Origin of the sequence: Pseudomonas simiae (assembly GCF_000934565.1) — a bacterium.
GTDB lineage: Bacteria > Pseudomonadota > Gammaproteobacteria > Pseudomonadales > Pseudomonadaceae > Aquipseudomonas > Aquipseudomonas simiae.
Window position 1 is genome coordinate 1659845 of sequence record NZ_CP010896.1, and the last position, 21464, is coordinate 1681308.

Annotated in this window: 21 protein-coding genes; 13 read left to right on the forward strand and 8 right to left on the reverse strand. The window is 61.5% G+C overall.

From position 1 onward, the window contains the following. The first annotated feature begins 31 nt into the window (after positions 1-31). On the forward strand, positions 32-910 hold the full coding sequence (locus PF1751_RS07520; protein WP_042570720.1) for a LysR substrate-binding domain-containing protein: 879 nt from the start codon (positions 32-34) through the stop codon (positions 908-910). A 55-nt stretch (positions 911-965) separates the two neighbouring features. Here PF1751_RS07520 and PF1751_RS07525 read toward each other — a convergent pair whose 3' ends face one another. Both PF1751_RS07525 and PF1751_RS07530 read right to left on the reverse strand, forming a co-directional pair. Further along, positions 966-1580, reverse strand: coding sequence for an NAD(P)-dependent oxidoreductase (locus tag PF1751_RS07525; protein WP_021491016.1), 615 nt, complete (start codon positions 1578-1580; stop codon positions 966-968). Positions 1581-1614: 34 nt separating this feature from the next. Next, entirely contained in the window at positions 1615-2481 is an 867-nt protein-coding gene (locus tag PF1751_RS07530) for an MBL fold metallo-hydrolase (RefSeq protein ID WP_010212157.1), read from the reverse strand. Between the two features lie 104 nt (positions 2482-2585). Between PF1751_RS07530 and PF1751_RS07535 the strand changes: the two genes are divergently transcribed. Both PF1751_RS07535 and PF1751_RS29205 read left to right on the forward strand, forming a co-directional pair. Then, positions 2586-3491 carry a LysR family transcriptional regulator gene (locus tag PF1751_RS07535; protein ID WP_010212155.1) on the forward strand — a complete coding sequence of 302 codons (906 nt, stop codon included), beginning with the start codon at positions 2586-2588 and terminating at the stop codon, positions 3489-3491. Positions 3492-3589: 98 nt separating this feature from the next. After that, positions 3590-3766, forward strand: a complete 177-nt coding sequence (locus PF1751_RS29205) for a hypothetical protein (protein WP_021491014.1) — start codon at positions 3590-3592, stop codon at positions 3764-3766. 43 nt (positions 3767-3809) lie between these two features. Here PF1751_RS29205 and PF1751_RS07540 read toward each other — a convergent pair whose 3' ends face one another. Then, positions 3810-4688 (reverse strand): helix-turn-helix domain-containing protein, encoded by an 879-nt coding sequence (locus PF1751_RS07540; protein ID WP_010212151.1) that lies wholly within the window; start codon positions 4686-4688, stop codon positions 3810-3812. Between the two features lie 189 nt (positions 4689-4877). Here PF1751_RS07540 and pobA point away from each other — a divergent pair, with 189 nt between their 5' ends. Both pobA and PF1751_RS07550 read left to right on the forward strand, forming a co-directional pair. Continuing rightward, positions 4878-6062 carry a 4-hydroxybenzoate 3-monooxygenase gene (pobA, locus tag PF1751_RS07545; protein ID WP_175439680.1) on the forward strand — a complete coding sequence of 395 codons (1185 nt, stop codon included), beginning with the start codon at positions 4878-4880 and terminating at the stop codon, positions 6060-6062. Between the two features lie 66 nt (positions 6063-6128). Further along, on the forward strand, positions 6129-7646 hold the full coding sequence (locus PF1751_RS07550) for an MDR family MFS transporter (RefSeq protein ID WP_044288111.1): 1518 nt from the start codon (positions 6129-6131) through the stop codon (positions 7644-7646). 132 nt (positions 7647-7778) lie between these two features. Here PF1751_RS07550 and PF1751_RS07555 read toward each other — a convergent pair whose 3' ends face one another. The 3 genes from PF1751_RS07555 to PF1751_RS07565 are packed head-to-tail and all read right to left on the reverse strand — an operon-like array spanning position 7779 to position 9806. Continuing rightward, positions 7779-8618 carry a cache domain-containing protein gene (locus PF1751_RS07555; protein WP_010212147.1) on the reverse strand — a complete coding sequence of 280 codons (840 nt, stop codon included), beginning with the start codon at positions 8616-8618 and terminating at the stop codon, positions 7779-7781. A gap of 54 nt (positions 8619-8672) precedes the next feature. After that, positions 8673-9143: a cyanase gene (cynS, locus tag PF1751_RS07560; protein WP_010212145.1), complete on the reverse strand. Its 471-nt coding sequence runs from the start codon at positions 9141-9143 to the stop codon at positions 8673-8675. Positions 9144-9173: 30 nt separating this feature from the next. Further along, positions 9174-9806, reverse strand: coding sequence for a carbonic anhydrase (locus PF1751_RS07565; RefSeq protein WP_010212144.1), 633 nt, complete (start codon positions 9804-9806; stop codon positions 9174-9176). A 112-nt stretch (positions 9807-9918) separates the two neighbouring features. Between PF1751_RS07565 and cynR the strand changes: the two genes are divergently transcribed. Continuing rightward, complete coding sequence (cynR, locus tag PF1751_RS07570) at positions 9919-10785, forward strand: transcriptional regulator CynR (protein ID WP_044286824.1); 867 nt, start codon at positions 9919-9921, stop codon at positions 10783-10785. Here the strand turns inward: cynR and PF1751_RS07575 are convergent. Continuing rightward, entirely contained in the window at positions 10760-11533 is a 774-nt protein-coding gene (locus tag PF1751_RS07575) for a transporter substrate-binding domain-containing protein (RefSeq protein WP_042570728.1), read from the reverse strand. The two genes, cynR and PF1751_RS07575, sit on opposite strands and share 26 nt — an antisense overlap. Positions 11534-11875: 342 nt before the next feature. Between PF1751_RS07575 and PF1751_RS07585 the strand changes: the two genes are divergently transcribed. The 6 genes from PF1751_RS07585 (at position 11876) to PF1751_RS07610 (ending at position 20206) form a co-directional block, all read left to right on the forward strand. Beyond that, positions 11876-13246, forward strand: coding sequence for a glutamine synthetase family protein (locus PF1751_RS07585; protein WP_044286826.1), 1371 nt, complete (start codon positions 11876-11878; stop codon positions 13244-13246). A gap of 100 nt (positions 13247-13346) precedes the next feature. Continuing rightward, positions 13347-13946: a class I SAM-dependent methyltransferase gene (locus PF1751_RS07590; RefSeq protein WP_010212136.1), complete on the forward strand. Its 600-nt coding sequence runs from the start codon at positions 13347-13349 to the stop codon at positions 13944-13946. A 122-nt stretch (positions 13947-14068) separates the two neighbouring features. Beyond that, on the forward strand, positions 14069-15202 hold the full coding sequence (gene rnd, locus PF1751_RS07595) for a ribonuclease D (protein WP_010212135.1): 1134 nt from the start codon (positions 14069-14071) through the stop codon (positions 15200-15202). After that, positions 15199-15492 (forward strand): YcgL domain-containing protein, encoded by a 294-nt coding sequence (locus PF1751_RS07600; RefSeq protein WP_010212133.1) that lies wholly within the window; start codon positions 15199-15201, stop codon positions 15490-15492. Before rnd ends, PF1751_RS07600 begins: the two co-directional genes overlap by 4 nt. A gap of 107 nt (positions 15493-15599) precedes the next feature. Then, positions 15600-16532: a D-2-hydroxyacid dehydrogenase gene (locus PF1751_RS07605; RefSeq protein WP_010212132.1), complete on the forward strand. Its 933-nt coding sequence runs from the start codon at positions 15600-15602 to the stop codon at positions 16530-16532. Positions 16533-16696: 164 nt separating this feature from the next. Continuing rightward, the gene (locus tag PF1751_RS07610) at positions 16697-20206 is read left to right on the forward strand and encodes an OspG family effector kinase (RefSeq protein WP_044286827.1); all 3510 of its coding nucleotides are present in this window, start codon (positions 16697-16699) and stop codon (positions 20204-20206) included. A 68-nt stretch (positions 20207-20274) separates the two neighbouring features. Here the strand turns inward: PF1751_RS07610 and PF1751_RS07615 are convergent, their stop codons facing one another. Then, positions 20275-20859 (reverse strand): nitroreductase family protein, encoded by a 585-nt coding sequence (locus PF1751_RS07615; protein ID WP_044286828.1) that lies wholly within the window; start codon positions 20857-20859, stop codon positions 20275-20277. Between the two features lie 154 nt (positions 20860-21013). On the opposite strand from PF1751_RS07615, the gene PF1751_RS07620 reads away from it, so the two are divergent. After that, a complete protein-coding gene (locus PF1751_RS07620; RefSeq protein WP_044286829.1) occupies positions 21014-21463 on the forward strand; it encodes a YcgN family cysteine cluster protein in 450 nt (149 codons plus the stop codon). The last annotated feature ends 1 nt before the right edge of the window (position 21464 follow it).

A 21464-nucleotide genomic window follows, 5' to 3' on the forward strand; every position in this document is an offset into this window, starting at 1 on the left:
AGCCATGTCCTCACGTCATGGCTCCGTTCCTATGAAACGCCTCCCGCCACTGCCCGCGCTGCACACCTTCTGGGTCACGGCCCAGTGCTGCAACTTCACCCGCGCCGCCGAGCAGTTGCACATCACCCAAGGCGCGGTGAGCCGGCAGATCGCGGGGCTGGAAGGCCATCTGGGCTACGCACTGTTCCAACGCCAGGCGCGGGGCTTGAGGCTGACCGAAGAGGGGCGCGAGTGGTCACTGCGCGCACAGCAGGTGTTTGACCTGCTCGGCGAGGCGGTGGAGCAGATCGGCAGTCGCCGCCAGACCCTGCAACTCAAGGCTTCCACGTGTGTGATGCGCTGGCTACTGCCACGCCTTATGCATTGGCAGAAGGAACGCCCGGACGTGCCGGTGGAACTCACCACGACCGTGGCCTACACGGTGGACTTTCGCCGCGAACAATTCGATGCGGCGGTGATCTATGCGCCCATCGCCGAGCAATCGGCCGAGGCGCGGCATCTGTTCGATGAACAGCTCACGCCGGTGTGCGCCCCGGCACTGCTCAATGGCGTGTGCACACCGGCAGATTTGCAGCAACAGGTCTTGCTGCACCCCACGCGGGATGAACGCGACTGGGCGTTGTGGCTGAAGGCGGCGAATACACGGCTGGGCAATCTGAGCCAGGGGCATCATTTTGAAACGCTGGACCTGGCGATGACGGTGGCGTCCCAGGGTTCCGGTGTGGCGATTGGCGACAGTGCGTTGATTGGCGAGGATGTGAAGGCGGGGCGGTTGGTGATGCCGTTTGAACTGCGGGTGCCGACGGGGATGGGGTATTACCTGGTGTATCCGCCGGGGACGAAGCCTTCCGCCGGGCTTGAAGCCCTGATGGATTGGTTGGTCAGCCAAGCGCAACTCTCGCAACACTGAAGATCAAACGGTGGGAGCAGGCAAACCAGCTCCCACCGTTTTAAACCGCGTTGAGTCAGTAGCCCACGGTGAAACGCTGGCGGGAGTGCTTTGGCGATTCCACTTCGTCGATCAAGGCGATGGCATAGTCGGCAAAGCTGATCCAACTGCGGCCTTCACTGCTCACCAGCAGTTCATCCTGGCCCAGACGGAAGGTGCCGGTGCGTTCGGTCTCAACGAACTCCGCCGACGGCGACAGGAAGGTCCAATCCAGTTCCTTCTCCTGACGCAGCGCATCGAGAAACGCAGCCCCCGCACTGGCTTCGGCTTTGTACTCAGCCGGGAAACCTTCGCTGTCGATCACCCGACCGCCACCCGGCAGCAACAGTGACCCGGCACCGCCCACCACCAGCAGGCGTTTCACCCCGGCTTTCTTCACCGGCCCGATCACGGCGCTGGCGGGCAGGGTGGCGAAGTGCGCTGCACTGATCACCACATCGCTGCCGCTCACGGCCTGCTGCAGGGCGTGTGCATCCAGCGCATCCACTTGCTTGGCGATCACGCCAGGGCGCTCCGCCAGCGTGTCGGTGTGACGTGCGATCGACACAACGCTATGCCCGCGGCGCAGGGCTTCCTCCAGCAGTTGGCTACCGGCACGGCCGGTGGCACCAATGATTGCAATCTTGCTCATGACGTTCTCCAGTACGTTGGGGTTTAAACACCCTTCACCACTTCATTTCGCCCTTGGCGACTTTGGCGCTCAGTTCCAGCGAGCTTTCGTCGGCGAGGGTGGGGTAACGCTTTTTCATGGCCGCGATCAGGGCGGCAGAATCCTTGGCCTTGGCGGTCTCGGTGTCGAAGGCTTTGATGTAGTCGGCGGTAAAGGCCACGGAAGCGAGTGTCGGCGTGCCCAGGTAATGGCCTGGCACCACCGTGCGCGGCTTCAGCTGTTCGATGCGTTGCAGGGTGGCGAGCCAATCTTTGTGGGACTGCGCGCTCTGGGTGTCGGCCATCCACAGGTGAATGTTTTCGGCGACAACCACACCACCGACCACGGCCTTGATCGACGGGATCCAGACAAAGCTGCGGTCTGGCTGCGGGCCCTCCAGGCCGATCACCTCAAGCTGTTGGCCTTCCAGGCTCAGGCTGGAGCCTTCGAGTGCCTGCGGCACGATGGTTTTGGCGGGCTTGTCGGCGCCCATTTTCGGGCCCCAGAACTCAAGCTTGCCGGCCACGGTGGCCTTGATGTGGTCGACCACCGGTTGCGGGGCCAGCACCTTGGCGTCAGGGAAGGCAGCGGTGAGCGTGTCGAGGCCGAAGTAGTAGTCCGGGTCGCCATGGCTGATGTAGATAGTGGTCAGGTGTTTGCCGCTGGCGCGGATCTTCTGCACCAGTTGCTCGGCCTGACCTTTGCCGAATTGGGCGTCCACCAGGATCGCGTCTTTGGCACCGCTGACCAGCACCGAGCTGACCGGGAAGATCGCGGCTTCGCCTGGGTTGTACACGTCCAGACTCAGGTCGGCCGCTGCCGCATGGGCGGCGAAGGCCAGGGCGGCGGTGGCCAGGGTCAAGCGCTTGAAGGTTGAGAACATCGGGCAGCTCCAGCATCGTTAAAGGATGCACAGAGCTTAGTTGCACAAAACCAGACTAAAAATGCGATGCTGGGACATAGTTTGTTTCTGAAATCGGGCAGATCATGGATCGTCTTCAAGCAATGCGTGTGTTTGTCACCGTGGTGGACTTGGGCAGCCAGTCCGCTGCAGCCGATCATCTGGACCTGTCACGGCCGGTAGTGTCGCGTTACCTGGCCGAGTTGGAAGACTGGGTCGGTGCACGTTTGCTGCACCGCACCACGCGCAAGCTCAGCCTCACGGCGGCCGGCAGTGAAACCCTGCCACGCTGTCGGCAATTGCTGGAACTGTGCGGCGATATGCAGGCCGCCGTCAGCGAGCCCGACGACGCCCCCCGTGGCCTGCTGCGTCTGAGTGTGAGTACGTCTTTCGGCCAGGCGCAATTGGCTGAGGCCATTGCCGAGTACGTCAAGCGCTACCCGCTGGTGACAGTCGACCTGCAGATGCTCGATCGTACGGTGAACCTGGTGGATGAGCGCATCGACCTGGCCATCCGTACCAGCAATGACCTGGATCCCAACTTGATTGCCCGGCGCCTGACGGTGTGCCGCTCAGTGGTGTGTGCTTCGCCGGCCTACCTGCTTTCGCATCCGGCCCCGCAGAAAGTCGAAGACCTGGCCGCGCACAATTGCCTCACCCATTCCTATTTCGGTAAAAGCCTGTGGCATTTCGAAGAGCGGGGCGAGCATGTCTCGGTGCCGATCAACGGCAATATCACCTCCAACGAGGCCAGCACGCTGTTGCGTGTGACGTTGGCCGGGGCTGGGGTATCGATGTTGCCCACTTACCAGGCGGGCGATTACATCCGTCGTGGCGAACTGGTGCGCTTGTTGCCCGAGGCCGAGCCGCGGCAGATGAACATCTACGCGGTGTACGCCTCGCGCAAGCACATGCCCTCGGCGTTGCGCAGCCTGTTGGATTTCCTGGTGCTGCGGTTCCCGGAGGAACCGGCGTGGGATGTGGGTCTTTAGCTCGACATAACCCTGTTGAATGTCGCCCGATAATGGCAACTCGGCGGGGTTGACCTATGCTTTAGACAGCACCCTGTAGATCCGCAGAGGTCTGTGCCATGAGCATTAAAACCAGGAAGTACCTGATGATTTTCAGCCTGTGCGCCCTTGCCAGCGCACTCTACGGGGCCGCCGCCTACCGCGTGGAGCAGACCCGTATGCAGCCGACCTTTGCGATCAGCTGCCATCAGGATCAATGCGTTCCGCGTACCGGCAGTTTCAGTGCCTTGCGCTAGCAGTGAGGCTGTGTAGAGTTTCCACAGATATCGGTTTCCAACCTTAGCTGTGTGGCGCTTCGGCCTTCAGCTGTTCGCGAAACGCCTTGGGCGAGAACCCGACCCGTCGGCGAAACAGCCGAGAGAAGTTGGTCGGATCGGAAAAGCCCAGCACCTCTGACATTTCATTGATGGTCATGCTGGTGTAAGTCAGCAGGCGCTTGGCTTCCAGCAATTGGCGGTCATGCATGATCTGCAGCGCAGGTTGCCCACCCAACTCCCGGCACGTCCCGTTCAAGTGTGAGACCGAGATCCCCAGTTTGTGGGCCAGGTCTTCGATCTTCGGGTGTTCGCGGTAATGCTGCTCGACCAACTGGGTAAAACGCCGGAAGTATTCACGCCCCCTCGGCGCCCGCGGGTGACGACGCTGGATGGCCTGGCGGCTGATCCACACCAGCAACACGCTGACCAACGCGTGCATCATCATGTCCCGTGCCGGTTGTTCATCGGCGTATTCGTCCTGCAAGCGGGCGAACAGGCTATTGAGGTAATCACTGTCTTTACCTGCCGGGTAGCTGCCGAGTGTCTGCAAACCATCCACCGTTGTGCCCAGCTGTGCTTGCAGGTGGCTGACCAACGGCGCCGACAGTGTCACTACGTAGCCTTCAACGTCTTCGGGAAAGCGGAAGCCGTGTACACACAGTGGCGGCAATACCTGCAAGGTCGCCTCATTCAGCGTGGTGCGCTGACCTTCGATTTCCAACTGTGCCTGGCCTTTGTGCACGTACAGCAATTGGCAAAGATCCGCGTGCCGGTGGGGTTGGATTTCCCACTGGTATTCCCGACTGCGCCGGGAAATGGTTTCGCAGTGCAACAAATCGGGGGTGGGCCATTGCTGGTGTTCCCCGTAAAGCTTGAAGACCGGAATTGCGGTTTTGGTCATGGTTTCAACCCGATACTCGGCAGAGTGGTGCGGTAATCGCCCCGATTGGCAAAAAGCGCAGGCTTTGGCTCAGTTTTCACCTTCTTATGCCGCTCACTCAAGTGAAAAATGTCAGCAACAAGACCAATGACAACTCTTTCACCCGATCCGTTCGGGTGGAAATTGCGGGCCATAAAAATAATGAAAACGCTGAAAACCCAAGTCGCCATTATCGGCGCCGGTCCTTCCGGATTGCTGCTCGGTCAACTGCTCCATGAAGCGGGGATCGAAACCCTTATCCTAGAGCGCCAGAGCGCCGATTACGTGCAAGGCCGCATCCGTGCCGGGGTGCTGGAACAAGGCATGGTCGACCTGCTGCGGCAGGCGGGCGTCAGCCGGCGCATGGACAGCGAAGGCCTGGTGCATGACGGTTTTGAGTTGGCACTGAACGACCAACTGACGCACATCGACCTCAAGGGCTTGACCGGCGGCCAGTCGGTGATGATCTACGGCCAGACCGAAGTCACCCGCGACCTGATGGCCGCCCGTACCGCCGCAGGCGCCACCACCCTGTATGAAGCGCGCAACGTGCAGCCCCACGGCCTCAAAAGTGATCGACCCTGGCTGACCTTCGAACATCAGGGCGAAGCCTTTCGCCTGGAGTGTGACTACATCGCCGGTTGCGACGGTTACCACGGCGTTGCGCGCCAGTCGATCCCGGCTGAATCGCTCAAGGTCTTCGAACGGGTCTATCCCTTCGGTTGGCTGGGCATCCTCGCCGACACCCCACCGGTACACGCTGAATTGGTGTACGCCAAGCACTCGCGCGGTTTTGCGCTGTGCAGCATGCGTTCGCCGACGCGCAGTCGCTATTACCTGCAAGTGCCGGTGGAGGAACCGATTGACGAATGGTCCGACGCACGCTTCTGGGACGAACTGAAAACCCGCCTGCCCAGCCATCTCGCCGAACAGTTGGTGACGGGCCCGTCGATCGAAAAAAGCATCGCGCCGTTGCGCAGTTTTGTTGTGGAGCCGATGCAGTACGGACGCCTGTTCCTGCTCGGCGACGCGGCGCATATCGTGCCGCCCACCGGGGCCAAGGGTTTGAACCTGGCGGCCAGTGATGTGAGTACGCTGTACCGGATTCTGCTCAAGGTCTACGGCGAAGGGCGCGTGGATCTGCTGGAGCGTTATTCCGCCATCTGCCTGCGGCGGGTGTGGAAGGCCGAACGGTTTTCCTGGTGGATGACCTCGATGTTGCATCAGTTTCCCGAGGCCGACGGTTTCACCCAGCGCATCGCCGAGAGTGAGCTTGAGTACTTCATCCACTCCGAGGCAGGTCGCAAAACCATCGCAGAAAATTACGTCGGACTTCCTTACGAAGCTATCGAATAGCCTGCTATCGTATCGAGCATTCCCGTGGGCCGCCTTTTCCCGCGGGCCCTGCTCGAAGGTCTTGCCGTGACGCACCTCAATCAGCCTGCTCCGCCACTGCCCGCTGTGCGCAGCATCCTCGCCTCACTGATGATGGCGATCTTCCTGGGGGCTTTGGACCAGACCATTGTCGCCGTGTCCATGCCTGCTATTTCCGCGCAGTTCCACGACGTCAACCTGCTGGCCTGGGTCATCTCGGGCTACATGGTGGCGATGACCGTGGCGGTGCCGATCTACGGCAAGCTCGGCGACCTGTACGGGCGGCGGCCGATGATGCTGATCGGCATGGGCCTGTTCACCCTGGCCTCGCTGTTCTGCGGCATGGCGCAAAGCATGGAGCAACTGGTGCTGGCGCGGATCCTCCAGGGCATCGGCGCCGGCGGCATGATCTCGGTGAGCCAGGCGATCATCGGCGACATCATCGCGCCCCGTGAGCGTGGCCGCTACCAGGGCTATTTCAGCAGCATGTACGCGGTCGCCAGCGTAGCCGGGCCGGTGCTCGGCGGCTACATGACCGAGTACCTGTCGTGGCGCTGGGTGTTCCTGATCAACCTGCCCTTGGGCGCCGGCGCCTGGTACGTGGCCCATCGCACGCTGGTGGGGCTGCCGGTGCCGCAGCGCAAGCCGATCATCGATTACCTCGGCACTGTTCTGATGATCATCGGCTTGACCGCCTTGCTGTTGGGTATCACCGAAATCGGTCAGGGTCATCATTGGCGTGACGACGAAGTGCTGGGGCTGTTGATGATTGCTCTGGTGGCGTTGACGGTGTTTGTCTGGCACGAGCGCCGGGCGCGGGAGCCGTTGTTGCCGATGCATTTGTTCGCCAACCGCAGTGCGGTGTTGTGCTGGTGTACGATCTTTTTCACCAGCTTCCAGGCGATTTCCCTGACGGTGTTGATGCCGCTGCGTTATCAGACGGTGACCGGCTCCGGCGCGGACAGCGCGGCCCTGCACTTGCTGCCATTGGCCATGGGCCTGCCAATGGGTGCCTATTTTGCCGGGCGCATGACCTCGGTGACCGGGCGCTATAAACCGATGATCCTCAGCGGTGCATTGCTGAGCCCGTTTGCGATCCTCGGCATGGCCCTGAGCGCGCCCCAGGCAGTGGGGCTGACGGCCGTGTTCATGCTGCTGTGTGGGATCGCGGCCGGCATGCAGTTTCCGACTTCGCTGGTCGGCACGCAAAACTCGGTGGAACAGCGCGACATCGGCGTCGCCACCAGCACCACCAACTTGTTCCGTTCCCTGGGCGGGGCAGTCGGGGTGGCGTGCATGTCGGCACTGTTGCTGGCGCTGTTGCAGGATTCCAGTTTTGCTCACCTGGCCAGCGGCGCGCGGGTGGCCGAGGGCAGTTCCGGTAACGTGCTGCTCGACGGCCTCAATGCCGCCCCTGGCCCGGCGCAGGATGCCTTGCGCGGGGAGTTGGCGGTGACGTTCCGGCATTTGTTGATGGTGAGTGCGGCGGTATCCCTGTTGGGGTTGGCGGCGGCGATTGCGATGCCGAATCGGGTGCTGCGCGGCCGTGACGACAAGGCAAAATAACGGACACCCTGAAGATTCAAAGGCGGGCGCTGGTTTGCCTGCGATGGTGGTGGGGCAGTTAGTACCTCTGTAACTGATGAACCGCCATCGCAGGCAAGCCAGCTCTTGCAATGAATAGCATTGCACTCCTTATTACGGACTGTAATACCCGACCGCCACCATGAAATGCCCGGCCTTGCGCATATACGCATGCTTGTTCTCGACCTTGTCGGTGACCGGATTTTTCCAGCGGTATGTGTATTCGCCCTGGTGCTGCTCGGCCATCAACTTGAGGATCGGCTCGCCCACCGGCTTGCCGTCCGGGTCCTTGATCTTGCTGAAGTCGGTGTTGACCAGGCGCAGGTTGGTGCCATGGGCCACATAGCGCTGGGTATCGAGATCCACCACGAACACATAGAGGTCATCCTGCAGGAAACCGCCCTGCAGTGAGTTGATCGCCTTGAGCGTGCCGGTTTCATCCTTGAGCAAGGCCGTCGCGGCCTTGTCGCGCAGGGCCCGGGCCTGTTCCGGCGTGGCCCTTGGCAGGTAATAACCTACCGCGAGGATGCGTTCGCCCACGCGCTGATAGAACACATGCTTGTGTTCAACCTTGCCATCGTTCCAATTCTGCCAGCGATAGTCGGCCTGCTGGATGCCCTGATCTTCCGACACCTTGAGCGCATCCTTGAAGGATTGGCGCAAATCCGGCCCCAGCACTTCGGACACATCACGGCCGATCAAGGCGGAGGAGGGGCCACCGCTGGCCAGCAGCACGCCTTGGGTGTCGACCACGAACACATAGCGGTCGTGGTCGATGAATTCGCCCTGTCGGCTGAAGGCGGCAAACGCTTTGTCGCCATTGCTGTGGTAGTAGGCCAAGGCTTTTTCCAGCAGCGCCTTGGCCGCCTTGGCGTCTTCATCCTGAGTCGTTGTGGCGTGCACCTGGCTGAAACACAACAGCAGCAGCCAGGTGAGTCGGAACAATACCTTCATTACCCGTCCCTCGTTCTTGTTGATGTGACAAGAGCGTAGACGGTCGCGGGCGACTCAGAAGGGTTTGGTCGGCAGGTACTTGCCGTCCAGGGTGATTACCGCGCGGGAGCCGCCGTCCGGGTCCTCGACCTTCTTGATGTCCAGCTTGAAGTTGATTGCACTGATGATGCCGTCGCCAAATTGCTCATGCACCAGTGCCTTGAGGGTGGAGCCGTAGACCTGGAGCATTTCGTAGAAGCGGTACATCGTCGGGTCCGTTGGCACGCCGCCGGGAAAGCTGCCGCGCAGGGGCACGCTTTGCAGCAGTCGGCTGGCATCCTGGTCCAGGCCGAGCTTGTCGCAGACCACGTCTGCAGCCTCCTTGGGCAGCGGGTGCTGGCCGAGCAGGGCGGCGGTGACGAACGCCAGGCTCAGCCCGGTGCCGTCGGTGAGGTCCTGCCAGGACAGGTTCTTGCGTGCCTTGAGGTCGATAACGGTATCGGCCAGGGCCAGGCGTGGGGTTTGCGAGAAGTTGGATTGCAACATGGTGAGGTCCTCTGGGTTGGAAAAGGGGGATCAGGCAGCGTGAGTGGGCTGGCCGAGCAGCGAAACGAAGTGCCCGCTGCGGCTGTCCAGGGCGTCGATGGCGCCGGTTTCGATGTCGTACACCCAGCCGTGCAACCTCAGCCGGCCTTGTTCCAGGCCCAGGGCGACACAAGGGTGGGTTTTGAGATTGGCCAATTGGGCGATCACGTTTTCACGCACCAGTGAATCCAGGCGGGCGGCGTCCGATGCGTGCTGGCGGGCGGCGTTGATCACCTTGGCCGACTCGGCATGGCGCAGCCAATTGGCCACGGCGGGCAGATGGTCCAGGCATTTGCAGGTGGAGATGGCAGTCATCGCGCCGCAGTCGGAATGGCCGCAGATCACAATGTCACTGACCCCCAGCACCGCCACCGCGTATTCGACGGTAGCCGATACGCCGCCTGGCTCCGGGCCGTAGGACGGCACGATATTGCCCGCATTGCGGATCACGAACAGGTCGCCCGGTTCCTGCTGGGTCAGCAGCTCGGGGACGACGCGGCTGTCAGAGCAGGACACAAACAGCGTGCCGGGGGTTTGGGTGGTGGCCAGGTGCTTGAACAAGTCGCTGCGTTGGCCAAAGGCTTCGGCCTGGAATTTACGGAAGCCGTCGATGAGATGTTGCATGGGAGGTTCTCCTTGCGTCGCTGATGGGGGCAAGGATGGAAGTTTTAAGTTATAGCGTCCAAGACCGGTTTATGATGGTTGCTATTGGTCATGCCTATAGTTGGGGGCTTCGATGCTGCTGCGCCATATCCGTTACCTGCTGGCGGTGGCCGAACACCGCAACTTCACCCGCGCCGCCGAGGCGCTGCATGTGTCACAGCCGACCTTGTCGCAGCAGATCAAGCAGTTGGAAGACACCCTGGGTGCACCGCTGCTGGACCGCTCCGGGCGCAGTGTCCGCCTGACCGATGCCGGCGAGGCCTATGTCCGTTTTGCGCGTCTGGCCTTGCAGGACCTGCAGGCCGGCACCCGTGCCATGCATGACGTGCAGGACTTGAGCCGGGGCAACCTGCGCCTGGCGATGACGCCGACGTTTACCGCCTACCTGGTCGGGCCGTTGCTGGCCCAGTTCAACCAGCGGCATCCGGGGATTACGGTCAGCATCGAGGAGTTGACCCAGGACCGCATGGAAACCGCCCTGGCGGAAGACGCGCTGGATATCGGCATTGGTTTTACCGGCGAGCATCTGCCGGACATCGAGTGCGAAGGGCTGTTTGTGGAAACGCTGAGTGGGGTGGTCGGCGCAAACCATCCGGGGTTGGACAGCCGGCAGTGGCTGACGCAACCACTGGTGTTGTTGAACCAGGGCTTTGCGACCCGGCGCTACATCGATGACTACTGTCGTACCCAAGGGATAAACCCTGTGATTGCAATGGAGGCCAACTCCATCAGCGCGATCATCGAAATCGTGCGCAGCACGGCGCTGGCGACCCTCCTGCCCAGCGCAATCGCCCAGGCCCAGCCAGGGTTAAACGCGGTGGCAATCAGCCCGGCGTTGCCCCAACGCACCGTGGCACTGCTGAGCCGCAAGGGCGCCTATCGCAGTGCCGCGTGCCGTGCGTTTGTGGCATTGATCAAGGCGTGGCCAGCCACTGGCTGACGATAGCGTCATAGGCTCCCGTGGCCTGGCTCAGGTGCAGCCATTGGTCGACGTAGCTTTTCCAGGCCACATCATCACGCGGCAACAAGAAGGCTTTTTCGCTGTACTGCATCTGCCGCTCGGGGTTGACCGCACACAGCCCTGGCTTGAGCTTTTGCTGGTAACGCGCCTCGCTGGCGTCGGTGATCATCACATCGGCCTTGCCCGCCAGCAGTTCGTCGAAGATGGTCACGTTGTCATGCAGGCGGATCTGCGCCTGGCCCAAGTGGGCGCGGGCGAACACTTCATTGGTGCCGCCGGCCGGTTCGATCACGCGTACCTGGGGCTGGTTGATCTGGTCGACGGTCTGGTAACGCTGCACGTCGGCACAGCGGACCAACGGGATCTTGCCGTCGACGCCCAGGGATTGGCTGAAGAAGGCTTTTTTCTGGCGCTCCAGCGACACCGAAATCCCGCCCACGGCAATGTCACAGCGCTGGGCCAGAAAGTCCGGCATCAGGGTTTTCCAGGTGGTGGGCACCCATTGGATTTTTGCGTTGAGGCTCTTGGCCAGGGACTCGGCCATGGCGATGTCGATGCCTTCATAGCTGCCATCGGCGCGCAGCGAGGTGTAGGGCTTGTAGTCGCCGGTGGTGCACACGGTCAGCGTGCCGCGCTGCAACACCTGGTCAAGGTGCGAAGGCGTGGTGTCCGCCAGGGCGCTGGTTGCCAAACTTGCCAGTACACAGAGGGCGAAAGGCGCTTTCATGCGGTCGAGTCCTTGGGGCTTGGGCGGGGGCTCATTATTTCCAGCGTTGGGCAACGTGGCAAGGTGTGGCGAATGTTTAGCCAAGTTGCAACCAAACTCCGTCAACCCTGAATTTAATCACCTGTGCAGGCGTGTGACGCTGGCGGTTATCTCTAGCACTGTGATTCCCGCATGGACGGCTCCTCCGACACACACACCGCGACACTGCCGTCCGATCTCGCGTTCTGGGCCTTGTTCCACTGCCGACACGCACGCCCACCAGATACCGCATTCCTACGTTGATCCATCCCCTCGATGGCGCGCACCTGCGCGCCTGCCGGCCCCCTACGTATGAGAATGCCCATGAGTGTTTTTGCCTGCCTGCACGAAGCCCAATCCTTCCTTGAACAAAACCCGGACATCGAGATGTTCGAGCTGTTTATCCTCGACAACAATGGCGTGCCGCGCGGCAAGTTGCTGCACCGCGATGAGTTGCTGGCGGTGTACGAAAGTGGCCGGCCTTTGCCCAGCACCATCCTTGGCCTGACCATCAATGGCGACGACGTGGAAAACTCCGGTCTGGTGTGGGAGGTGGGCGATATCGACTGCCGCGCCTACCCGATCAGCGGCAGTTTGCAGCGCATGCCGTGGCGCCTGATTCCGACGGCGGCCGTGCAAGTCAGCATGCACCCGACTGAAGGCCTGCCCGCCACCGTCGCCGATCCCCGGCATTTGCTGGCCAAGGTGATCGACGCGCTCAAGGCCGACGGTTATTACCCGGTGATGGCGGCGGAGCTGGAGTTCTATCTGCTCGACCAGAAGCCCGACAGCAACGGCCGCCCGCAACCGGCGCGGGATGTGGACGGCGGCCGCCCACGTTCGACTCAGGTTTACGGCCTGCGCGAATTGGAGCAGATCGAACCCTTCCTCGCCGACCTCTACAGCGCCTGCAAACTGCAGGGCATCCCGGCGCGCACGGCGATTTCCGAGTACGCGCCGGGCCAGGTGGAAATTACCCTTGAGCACCGCTCCGACGCGCTGCAAGCCATGGACGAAGCAGTGCGCTACAAGCGCCTGGTCAAAGGCGTGGCGCATCAACACGGGATGACCGCCTGCTTCATGGCCAAGCCGTTCGACGACCTGGCCGGCACCGGCATGCACATGCACGTGAGCCTGGCGGATGCCCAGGGCAATAACCTGTTCGCCAGCGAAGCCACCGATGGCACGCCGCTGTTGCGCCAGGCGGTGGGCGGCATGCTCAGCACCTTGCTCGATTCACTGCTGATGTTTTGCCCCAACGCCAACTCCTACCGCCGCTTCCAGACCAACAGCTATGCGCCGCTGGCCGCCACCTGGGGCGTCGACAACCGCACCGTCAGCCTGCGCGTGCCGGGCGGGCCGGCGAACTCCCGGCATATCGAACACCGTATCTGCGGCGCCGACGCCAACCCCTATCTGGCCGCCGCTGCGATTCTGGCCGGTATCCATCGCGGCATCCGCGAACAGCGCGACCCCGGCGCTCCAGTAGAAGGCAACGGCTACGCCCAGGCCACAGCGTTGCTGCCTACCGACTGGCTCACCACGTTACGCGCCCTGGAAGGTTCGAGCTGGGCGCGAGAAGCATTTGGCACTGAATTCCTGGACGTGTACCTGGCGGTCAAGCGCGCTGAATACCGCCAGTTCATGGGCGAGGTGGGAGCGCAGGACTGGCGTTGGTATCTGCATCAGGCGTGATCGGGCTGCGGTGGTGAATGCTTCGACCTTTTTTTGACATCGCAGTGGTTAAGCTGCGAATCAAGGTCGTTCACTACCGTTTCAGCCACATGAGCCTGCGATGTCGCCACAACCACCATCCTCCATCGAGATTGAATACGCCGAACGCTGTGACCGCGAGCACGCCAGGGTCTGCGGCGATACACGCCCGCCAAGGCTGCGGCAGCGACTGGCATCGTGGCGCGACGAGTGGCTGGTGCGCCACGCGCTGAAAGTCGCCGGTGAGCCTGGGTTGGTGCTGGACCTGGCCTGTGGCTCGGGACGCTTCTGGCCGGTGCTGGCCGAACACATCAACCGGGTGATCCTGGCGTCCGACAACTCCCAGAGCATGCTCGACCACGCCCGCACCCACCACCCGGCGTCCCTACTCAAGCGGGTCAAGACCTTCCACGGCTCGGCGTTTACCATCGGGTTGTCGGCAAATGCGGTGGATTGCATTTTCTGCCTGGAATTGTTTCGCCATGTGCCCAGCAGCGAAGGGCGATTGGCCCTGCTGCGCGAGTTCCACCGGGTCAGCCGTGACACGGTGATTGTCTCGGTCAATTCCCGTACCGCCGTAGAGGACGAGTTCCGCCAGGCGGGTTTCAAGGTCCTGCATCACCAGGAATTCATGCCGGGCTCAAGCCTGTGGCGGGTTTACGTGTTACGTAAGAGAGGATAACTCCCGCCTGTCGGACTATTCTTCATCTCTTGTCTGAGTTTTCATGGTCGCCTGTGCACTGCGGATGCTCGCTAGCCCCTTTCGCGATATATACTGCGCGCCATTCTTCAAGGGAGAGCCGTGTGGCCATCGATATTCACTGGATCTGCGACAACGATAGCCTCGGCCAGCATTGCGCCGAATGGCAGCAGTTGCCATTCGTCGCCCTCGACACCGAATTCATGCGGGTCGATACCTTTTATCCCATTGCCGGGCTGATCCAGATTGGTGATGGCGTAAGCGCTTACCTGATCGATCCCCTGACCATCGACAACTGGCAACCCTTGGCCGCCTTGCTGGAGAACCCGGCGGTGATCAAGGTGGTGCATGCCTGCAGTGAAGACCTGGAAGTGTTGCTGCGCTTGACCGGTAGCCTGCCAGTGCCGTTGTTCGACACTCAATTGGCCGCCGCCTATCTGAACCTCGGTTTCTCCATGGGCTACTCGCGCCTGGTGCAAGCCGTGCTGGATATCGAGCTGCCCAAGGGCGAGACCCGTTCGGACTGGCTGCAGCGGCCATTGTCGGAGACGCAAGTCAGCTATGCCGCCGAAGACGCGGTGCACTTGGCCGAGGTCTACACGCGTCTGCGTCCGCAGCTGTCGGACGACAAGTACGCCTGGGTGTTGGAAGACGGTGCGGAGTTGGTCGCCAACCTGCGCCGCGAAGTCGACCCGTACGAGGTGTACCGCGACGCCAAGCTGGCGTGGAAGCTGTCGCGCGCCCAGCTCGCCGTGCTGCGTGAACTGTGCGCCTGGCGCGAGCAGCAGGCCCGCGCCCGTGACCTGCCGCGCAACCGCATCATTCGTGAGCACTCGTTATGGCCCCTGGCCAAATCCCAGCCGGATAACCTCGCCGCCCTGGGCAAGATCGAAGACATGCACCCGCGTACCGTGCGTCAGGACGGCCAGTTCCTGCTCGACCTGATCAAGCGTGCCGGCAGCGTACCGATGGACCAATGGCCGCCCGCCGTTGCCGAACCGTTGCCGGTGGATGCCGCTGCACTGATCAAGCAACTGCGCGCGATTGGCCAGGCTGAAGCCGAACGCCTGGAGATGGCGCCGGAACTGATGCTACGCAAGAAAACCCTCGAAGCCCTGGTCAAAAGTGGCTATCCCGATGGTCCTTATCAATTGCCAGACTCGTTGCGTGGCTGGCGCCGCGAGTTGATGGGCCAGGCGCTGCTCGACAGCCTGGCCTCCGCCGGAGAACAGCCTTGAAACGTATCTGCTCCATCTACCGCAGCCCTAAACGCGCCGGCATGTACCTTTATGTCCTGAAAAGCGACGCCCTTGAGCGTGTGCCTGAAGGCCTGCTCAGCGTGTTCGGCAAGCCGGTACACGCGTTCAACCTGGTGCTTACGCCTGAGCGCAAGCTGCAACAGGAAGACATCGTGCAGGTGCTGGAAAACCTCGACAAGCAGGGTTACCACCTGCAAATGCCGCCCCCCGAGGACGAGTACATCGAACACTTGCCCGAAGAGCTGCTGCGCCGCAACGACCCGATGTGATCGACCGGTGCTCCGTCCGGGGCACTTGCTTCAATGGAATCGTATAAGTGGGCGGTGGCCGTAAGGATGCGGGCGGCCGTCCGTACTGTTTTTGAAAGGTTTTATGCATGCGTGTTCTGATTGCTGAACAGGATCACCCGCTCTACGCCCAATTGCTCGGCGAAGCGGCACCGGACCTTGAAGTGCTGACCAGCGGCGACTCGGCCGAACTGTCGCGCCTGGCCGCCGATTGCCCGGTCTGGCTGGGCCAGCCGGACCTGTTGGCGACGCTGCTGCGCCAAGGCCATCGCCCGCAATGGCTGCAATCGACCTGGGCCGGCATCACGCCGTTGCTGGCTGAAGGCTTGCCCCGTGACTATCGCCTGACCCGTGCAGTCGGCATCTTTGGCCAGGTCATGGCCGAGTTTGTCCTTACCTACATGCTCGGCCATGAGCGCGAGGTCTTGGCGCGGCTGGTCAGCCAGGTCGAGCGCAAATGGGACAACCGCATGGGCCAGAGCCTGGCGGGGCGCAAGGCGCTGATCGTCGGTACCGGCGATATCGGCCAACGTGTGGCCGAGTTCCTGGTGCCGTTCGGCGTGAAGCTGTACGGCATCGCCAGCACCGCACGCGAGCAGGCGCCGTTTATCGAAGTGGCCGGGCTCGACCAGTTGGGCCGGATGGTGGGGGAGGTGGACTACGTGATCAACCTGCTGCCCAACACGCCAAGTACCCATGATCTGTACGACGCGGCGCTGTTCAAGCAATTCAAGCCGACCGGCTTGTTCATCAACGTCGGGCGCGGGGTGGCGGTGGTGGATGCCGACCTGGTCGAGGCGTTGAAAGAGGGCCATTTGGCGGGCGCGGTGATCGACGTCTGCCGTCAGGAGCCGTTGCCGCAGCGCCATCCGTTCTGGACCGCCTGGGGCCTGTTGCTGACCGGCCACAGCTCGGCGCCGACGTCGCCGGAGTTGATGGTCGAGCTGTTTGTGCAAAACCTGCGGGCGTATCAGGCCAAGCAAGCGCTGCGCGGGGAAGTGGATTTCGAGCGCGGTTACTGACGGCAGCGCCCGCCCGCCGGGCGCACTCGTTTACCTTGGGTCATGTACATACCGTCTGACAGTCAAGATGGAACCTTTTTTCAAGGGGCTCCACGCAGAGATGGCAAAGAACGCTGACGCGCGCACTTTGTAGGACATCTTCTTGACTAAGGACAGCTAACAACATGACCACTCTGAATTCGCCCGTTGTTTATACCCAGCCATTGGTGCTTCCCAATAGCGCCGCCCCGCCCGTTGCCTTGCAGCGCCAAGGGGGGACAGCGGCAACCGACGCCCCTGTACCCAAGCCTTCATCGGCATTGCAGAAAGCGTTGGGAGACCGCTGTAACCAGCTTGCCCTGGCGCAATCACTCCAGCGTCTGATTCAAGACCTCACTCAGCAGCTCGTTCCCGATGAGTCGGCATCCAAGGCCCGGAAGCGGATGGAAACGGCGCTGGCGTCGCATCTTAAAAGTACAACACTGTTTGTGTGCGAAGACTCCTCGTGGCCAGGCCCGACTCTGCCTGAGAACCGCATGGTCAGCCTTGAGGACTACCTGCTTGGCTGCGGCCTGCAGGTACCGAAAACCCTCGAAGCGCTGGTAACGCTGAAAGATTCGAGCGTCCTGCAGGCGCAGGTCCATCCCCTGGGCAACCTCAGTGGCGCGCTGTCCTGGCCGCAGCCCATGGCCAGCAACGACCAGGAGGCTGTGCTCGCCCTGCTTCAAAGCAACGCCAGCGGTTTGCCCGGTCTGCCGTTGGCGGAGCGTGAGAAGGGCGCCCTGGGGTATTTGATGAGCGGCAGCGCGGTGTCCGAGGCCGACTTGAAAACGCCTATCGTCGCGATGGAAAAACTGCTCGGTTCACCCAAGGCCCAGGCCCTGGGGCAGGCGATCCAGTCGAGGCTGGAGGGTATCCCGACGGGTGTGGCCAACAACGACTATGTGTTGACCGCCATCCATCTGGGTCTTGACCCCGAAAGTCAGGCTGATCCGGCTCGCAACAGCGTCGCCGGGTATGATCTGGCGCGCAGCCAGCATTGGGGGCAGCCGGCCACGGTGGTCATTGAGGGGTTGGGTAAACACCTGGTTGAAAAAGGCCGGGCCAACGCACAAACCGCCCCTCTGGCGGCCTATCTGTTGTTGGCCAGGACGGCACCTGAGTATCTGGTCAAAGACATTCCGGCGAGTGTGACCTATGGCAGCGTGCTCTGGGCTCAACTGGCGATGGCAGTGGCCAGGATCGAAGCGCAAACCCCGGGCCGAACACTGGGCATGGGGTACGCCGAGATTTTGCTGGGCGCCGAGACGCTCCCTGTCGACGAAGAGCTCTGCCAACAGATCGACTATCAGGCACTCAAGGACTGGGGCACCGTCAATGGACTGCTCATCGATACCGAAGAGGCACCCTCGGCGAGTGCCATGGAGCGTGTGAGGACTGCATTCAACAGTCACCTGAGTTCACTGAAGACCACCAGCGACGCGCTGCAAACCGCAATCCCCAGTCGTTCAGCGATGGGCATTGCGCAACTTCAAGCGGCATTCCCCGAGCTGGACCCCCGCTTGTTCGAAGTGAAGAATATTCAGAAGGCAAGGTTAAAGGAAGGGCGGCCCGGCGTTTATCCCGGCATGCGTTCGATGCTGGATATCGTCATGGAAGGGGGAGCGCTGGGGCCTGAAGATCATTGGGTATCCAATGACAAACGCCTCCCCGTCGATAAGTTCTGTAATCTGTATTGGGCCGGCAAACTAGGGGTCGCCACCCCGTTCAAGACAGCCTACGACAGTGCTATACAAGCGCAAGGCGAGGGCCAGCAAGGCCTGGTCAGGCACCTGATTTCGACATTGCCCTTGGAAGACCGCAAGAACCTGGAGTTCGGCAAGCTGGAGTTCTTTCACACCCACCAATACAAAATTGCCGGTGATTTATTGACCCCGCCTGCTCTGCACGTCCGAGGGCATACGCTGGAGGTGAAAGCGACGCAAACTAATGGTCAGGTGGATATTTATCTGATCGATACGCGCCAAGGCTCTATTGAAAAACAGAACTTCCTGAAACGTCGCCGCACTGAACCCTATACCGCCGACAAAATGGAAGAGCGCGACGCTAACATCCTCTCTCGTACCGCGCTGTTTGAACCTGGCAACGATAAGCCCGCCCGGCGGTTCCTGGCCCAGCCTGAAGGTACGCAGCCGCCTGACAGCTTCAACTCCGAGCGCAGTCATGCTATCGCCGACGTATTCGTGAAGTCCCTCGACCTGAAGAACGATGACCTGTTGAACGAGGCCAGGGGCATGACCTCGTTTGACCAGGACAGTGCCCGGAATGAGGCGATTGCTGAGTTTTTTCGCAGCCTGATCCCATTGCGTTCGGCCATCGTCAACTTTAAACATGGCAATGTCGGCCAGGGCCTCTTCGACCTGGCCCTAGACGTCGTGGGCTTGGTCACCTTAGGCGCGGGCAAGGCTGCGCAGGCAGGCAAGGTGCTGGGCAAAGGGCTTTCAACGGCGAGTCAGGCGGCCAAGGCTGCGAGGTTTATCGGCGCAAAGGTCGTTGAGGCATTCAACCCCTTGAGTGGCATCGGCGAGCTGCTGGTGGGGGGCGGCAGGTTGGCGGTTGGCGGTGGCCGTTATCTGGTCCGCCAGTTCAATGTGCTCAGGGGCACGGCCGGCGGTTATGACCTGCTCAAGGCCGCTAGCAAGCAGCATGGGGACGCGGCCATCGGGGTCTTCAAGGTGGCGGGCGAAAATGTTGAGGGCGTTGCCGTGCAGCACAGGCGCAAATGGTACGCCCTGGATACGCAAACCATGCGCCCCTACGACCGACCTATTCACGACTTCGCTCCCGGGGTCCGCGCGGTGGATGGCAAGATTACCCACTTGCCGACCGTACCCGAGGGCGAACTGAGCAATGGGATGTTTCGTCAATTCAGCGTGCCTCGGTCAAGAATTACCGGGCTCTCACGCAACAGTCAGGGCGTATATGTCGCTGCTGACGGCCACCTGTCGCATATCCGCCATACCGACGGCAGTGGCCGAACCGCCCTTTACGAAGTACGGCAAGTGGCGCGTACAGCCGACGGAAAAGTACAGGCCCGGGTCTATCACAACAACCGACAAACCGGGTTGCTGGTCGAGCATGTCCAGGGTGATCAATGGCGACGCCTGGGACTCCAGGGCGGTGCTCCAACGTCGATCAAGGCAGACTGCGGGCCGGTGATTGGCAGAGGGGGCGAGGGCGTCGTCTACGCCAGTCTTGATGGGAAGCGCGCCTATAAGGATTTAGGACCGACGCGATACACGCCCTCGGATAACATCGAATTATCCGACGTTCAATATTTGAATAAATACTATGGCGATGGGTTTGCACGCACAATCGTCGAGGACGGTCGCAGGTATCTGGTCATGGGCAGGATCGAAGGGGTGGACCTTGCGCACATCAACAAGAACAGTTTACCGCCGGAGGCCCGCTCACTGCTGGCGGATACGTTCGCAGAGATGGAGGCGAAGGATATTTACCACAACGATTTACAGTTGAAAAACTTCATGTACAGCGCGAACGACAATAAAATTTACCCGGTGGATATGGACGCGTTGTCCTCTGAGTTCATGGTCTCGTTCTTGATGCAGGACTATGAAAGGAAGAAGCAGAGGTTACTCAAGCAATATGCGGCACTTGTCGCTAAAGCGCCGTGAGCCATTGGATCCAATAACCCCTCAGTGAGTTGCCATCGCCTGGCAACTCACTGTCAGCTCCATCGGCCTCAGAGGCTGAAATCGCCCTCGCAAACCAGCTCGCTCAACGGCTTGCGCGGGCTGGGTGTTTCGCGACCTTGCAGGTATTCAGGCAGGGTCGACTTATCGCCCAGCTTGCCCACGGCCACGGCGGCATGCAGCGCATGCCCTTGCGGGATTTTCAGCTCTTTGCGGGTCAGTTCCTGATCGAAACCGGCCATGCCGTGGGTGTGCCAGCCGCTGAGACTGGCCTGCAGCGCCAGGTGGCCCCAGGCCGAGCCCGTGTCGAAGGTGTGCCACAGGGCCGGGGTTTCTTCGCTGGCGCCGGGGGCAGTGAAGTCGGTTTTCGAGGCGATGATCACCAGGGCCGACGCGTGTTGCGCCCAGCCACGGTTGAATTCATTCAGCAAACCCAGGAAACGCTCCCAATCCGGCGTGTCGCGGCGGGCGTAGAGAAAGCGCCATGGCTGCGAGTTGTAGGCGGACGGCGCCCAGCGCGCGGCTTCGAAGAAACTCAGCAGGGTTTCCTGGGAGATGCTCTCGCCGGTGAAGGCACGGGGCGACCAGCGGTCGGTGAATTGGGTGTGGATCGGATAGTCGGCAACACGTGTCATGGAGCAGTTCCTGATCGTCAATTCGGCGCTCAAAGCTACTGCGCGGCCACTAGACTGACAAGTGTTGTGACACCGCCAGTCGTAAGCGCTTGGCCCCAGAGGCCTTGGGCACTAGACTGGCGGCCTTTTCACCCACCGATACCGATGCAGAGCCATGGCCGCCAAAGTCGAACCTTTCTGGATACGCAAAACCCTTGATCACCTCGACCAGGAGGAGTGGGAGTCGTTGTGCGACGGCTGTGGCCTGTGCTGCCTGCAAAAGCTCGAGGACGAAGACGACAACAGCGTCTATTACACGCGGATCGCCTGCAAACTGCTCGACCTGAAAACCTGCCAATGCACCGACTACCCCAACCGTCGTGCATCGGTGCCCGACTGCATCCAGCTCACGCCGGGTCAGGCCGACCAGTTCAAATGGTTGCCGCCCACCTGTGGTTATCGCCTGGTCAGCGAACGCAAGGACCTGCCACTGTGGCACCACCTGGTCTGCGGCGACCGCGATGCCGTGCACCACGAACGCATTTCCCAGTCCGGGCGCATGCTCAGCGAAGGCAGCGTGCCGGAGGATGACTGGGAGGACTACCTGATTTTCCGCGCGGGCTGAG

Bases quoted from the DNA above. Each gene is read 5' to 3' on its own strand.
- PF1751_RS07520 (WP_042570720.1), top strand. From the start codon at position 32: ATGAAACGCCTCCCGCCACTGCCCGCGCTGCACACCTTCTGGGTCACG.
- PF1751_RS07525 (WP_021491016.1), bottom strand. From the start codon at position 1,580: ATGAGCAAGATTGCAATCATTGGTGCCACCGGCCGTGCCGGTAGCCAA.
- PF1751_RS07530 (WP_010212157.1), bottom strand. From the start codon at position 2,481: ATGTTCTCAACCTTCAAGCGCTTGACCCTGGCCACCGCCGCCCTGGCC.
- PF1751_RS07535 (WP_010212155.1), top strand. From the start codon at position 2,586: ATGGATCGTCTTCAAGCAATGCGTGTGTTTGTCACCGTGGTGGACTTG.
- PF1751_RS29205 (WP_021491014.1), top strand. From the start codon at position 3,590: ATGAGCATTAAAACCAGGAAGTACCTGATGATTTTCAGCCTGTGCGCC.
- PF1751_RS07540 (WP_010212151.1), bottom strand. From the start codon at position 4,688: ATGACCAAAACCGCAATTCCGGTCTTCAAGCTTTACGGGGAACACCAG.
- PF1751_RS07555 (WP_010212147.1), bottom strand. From the start codon at position 8,618: ATGAAGGTATTGTTCCGACTCACCTGGCTGCTGCTGTTGTGTTTCAGC.
- cynS (WP_010212145.1), bottom strand. From the start codon at position 9,143: ATGTTGCAATCCAACTTCTCGCAAACCCCACGCCTGGCCCTGGCCGAT.
- PF1751_RS07565 (WP_010212144.1), bottom strand. From the start codon at position 9,806: ATGCAACATCTCATCGACGGCTTCCGTAAATTCCAGGCCGAAGCCTTT.
- cynR (WP_044286824.1), top strand. From the start codon at position 9,919: ATGCTGCTGCGCCATATCCGTTACCTGCTGGCGGTGGCCGAACACCGC.
- PF1751_RS07575 (WP_042570728.1), bottom strand. From the start codon at position 11,533: ATGAAAGCGCCTTTCGCCCTCTGTGTACTGGCAAGTTTGGCAACCAGC.
- PF1751_RS07585 (WP_044286826.1), top strand. From the start codon at position 11,876: ATGAGTGTTTTTGCCTGCCTGCACGAAGCCCAATCCTTCCTTGAACAA.
- PF1751_RS07590 (WP_010212136.1), top strand. From the start codon at position 13,347: ATGTCGCCACAACCACCATCCTCCATCGAGATTGAATACGCCGAACGC.
- PF1751_RS07605 (WP_010212132.1), top strand. From the start codon at position 15,600: ATGCGTGTTCTGATTGCTGAACAGGATCACCCGCTCTACGCCCAATTG.
- PF1751_RS07610 (WP_044286827.1), top strand. From the start codon at position 16,697: ATGACCACTCTGAATTCGCCCGTTGTTTATACCCAGCCATTGGTGCTT.
- PF1751_RS07615 (WP_044286828.1), bottom strand. From the start codon at position 20,859: ATGACACGTGTTGCCGACTATCCGATCCACACCCAATTCACCGACCGC.
- PF1751_RS07620 (WP_044286829.1), top strand. From the start codon at position 21,014: ATGGCCGCCAAAGTCGAACCTTTCTGGATACGCAAAACCCTTGATCAC.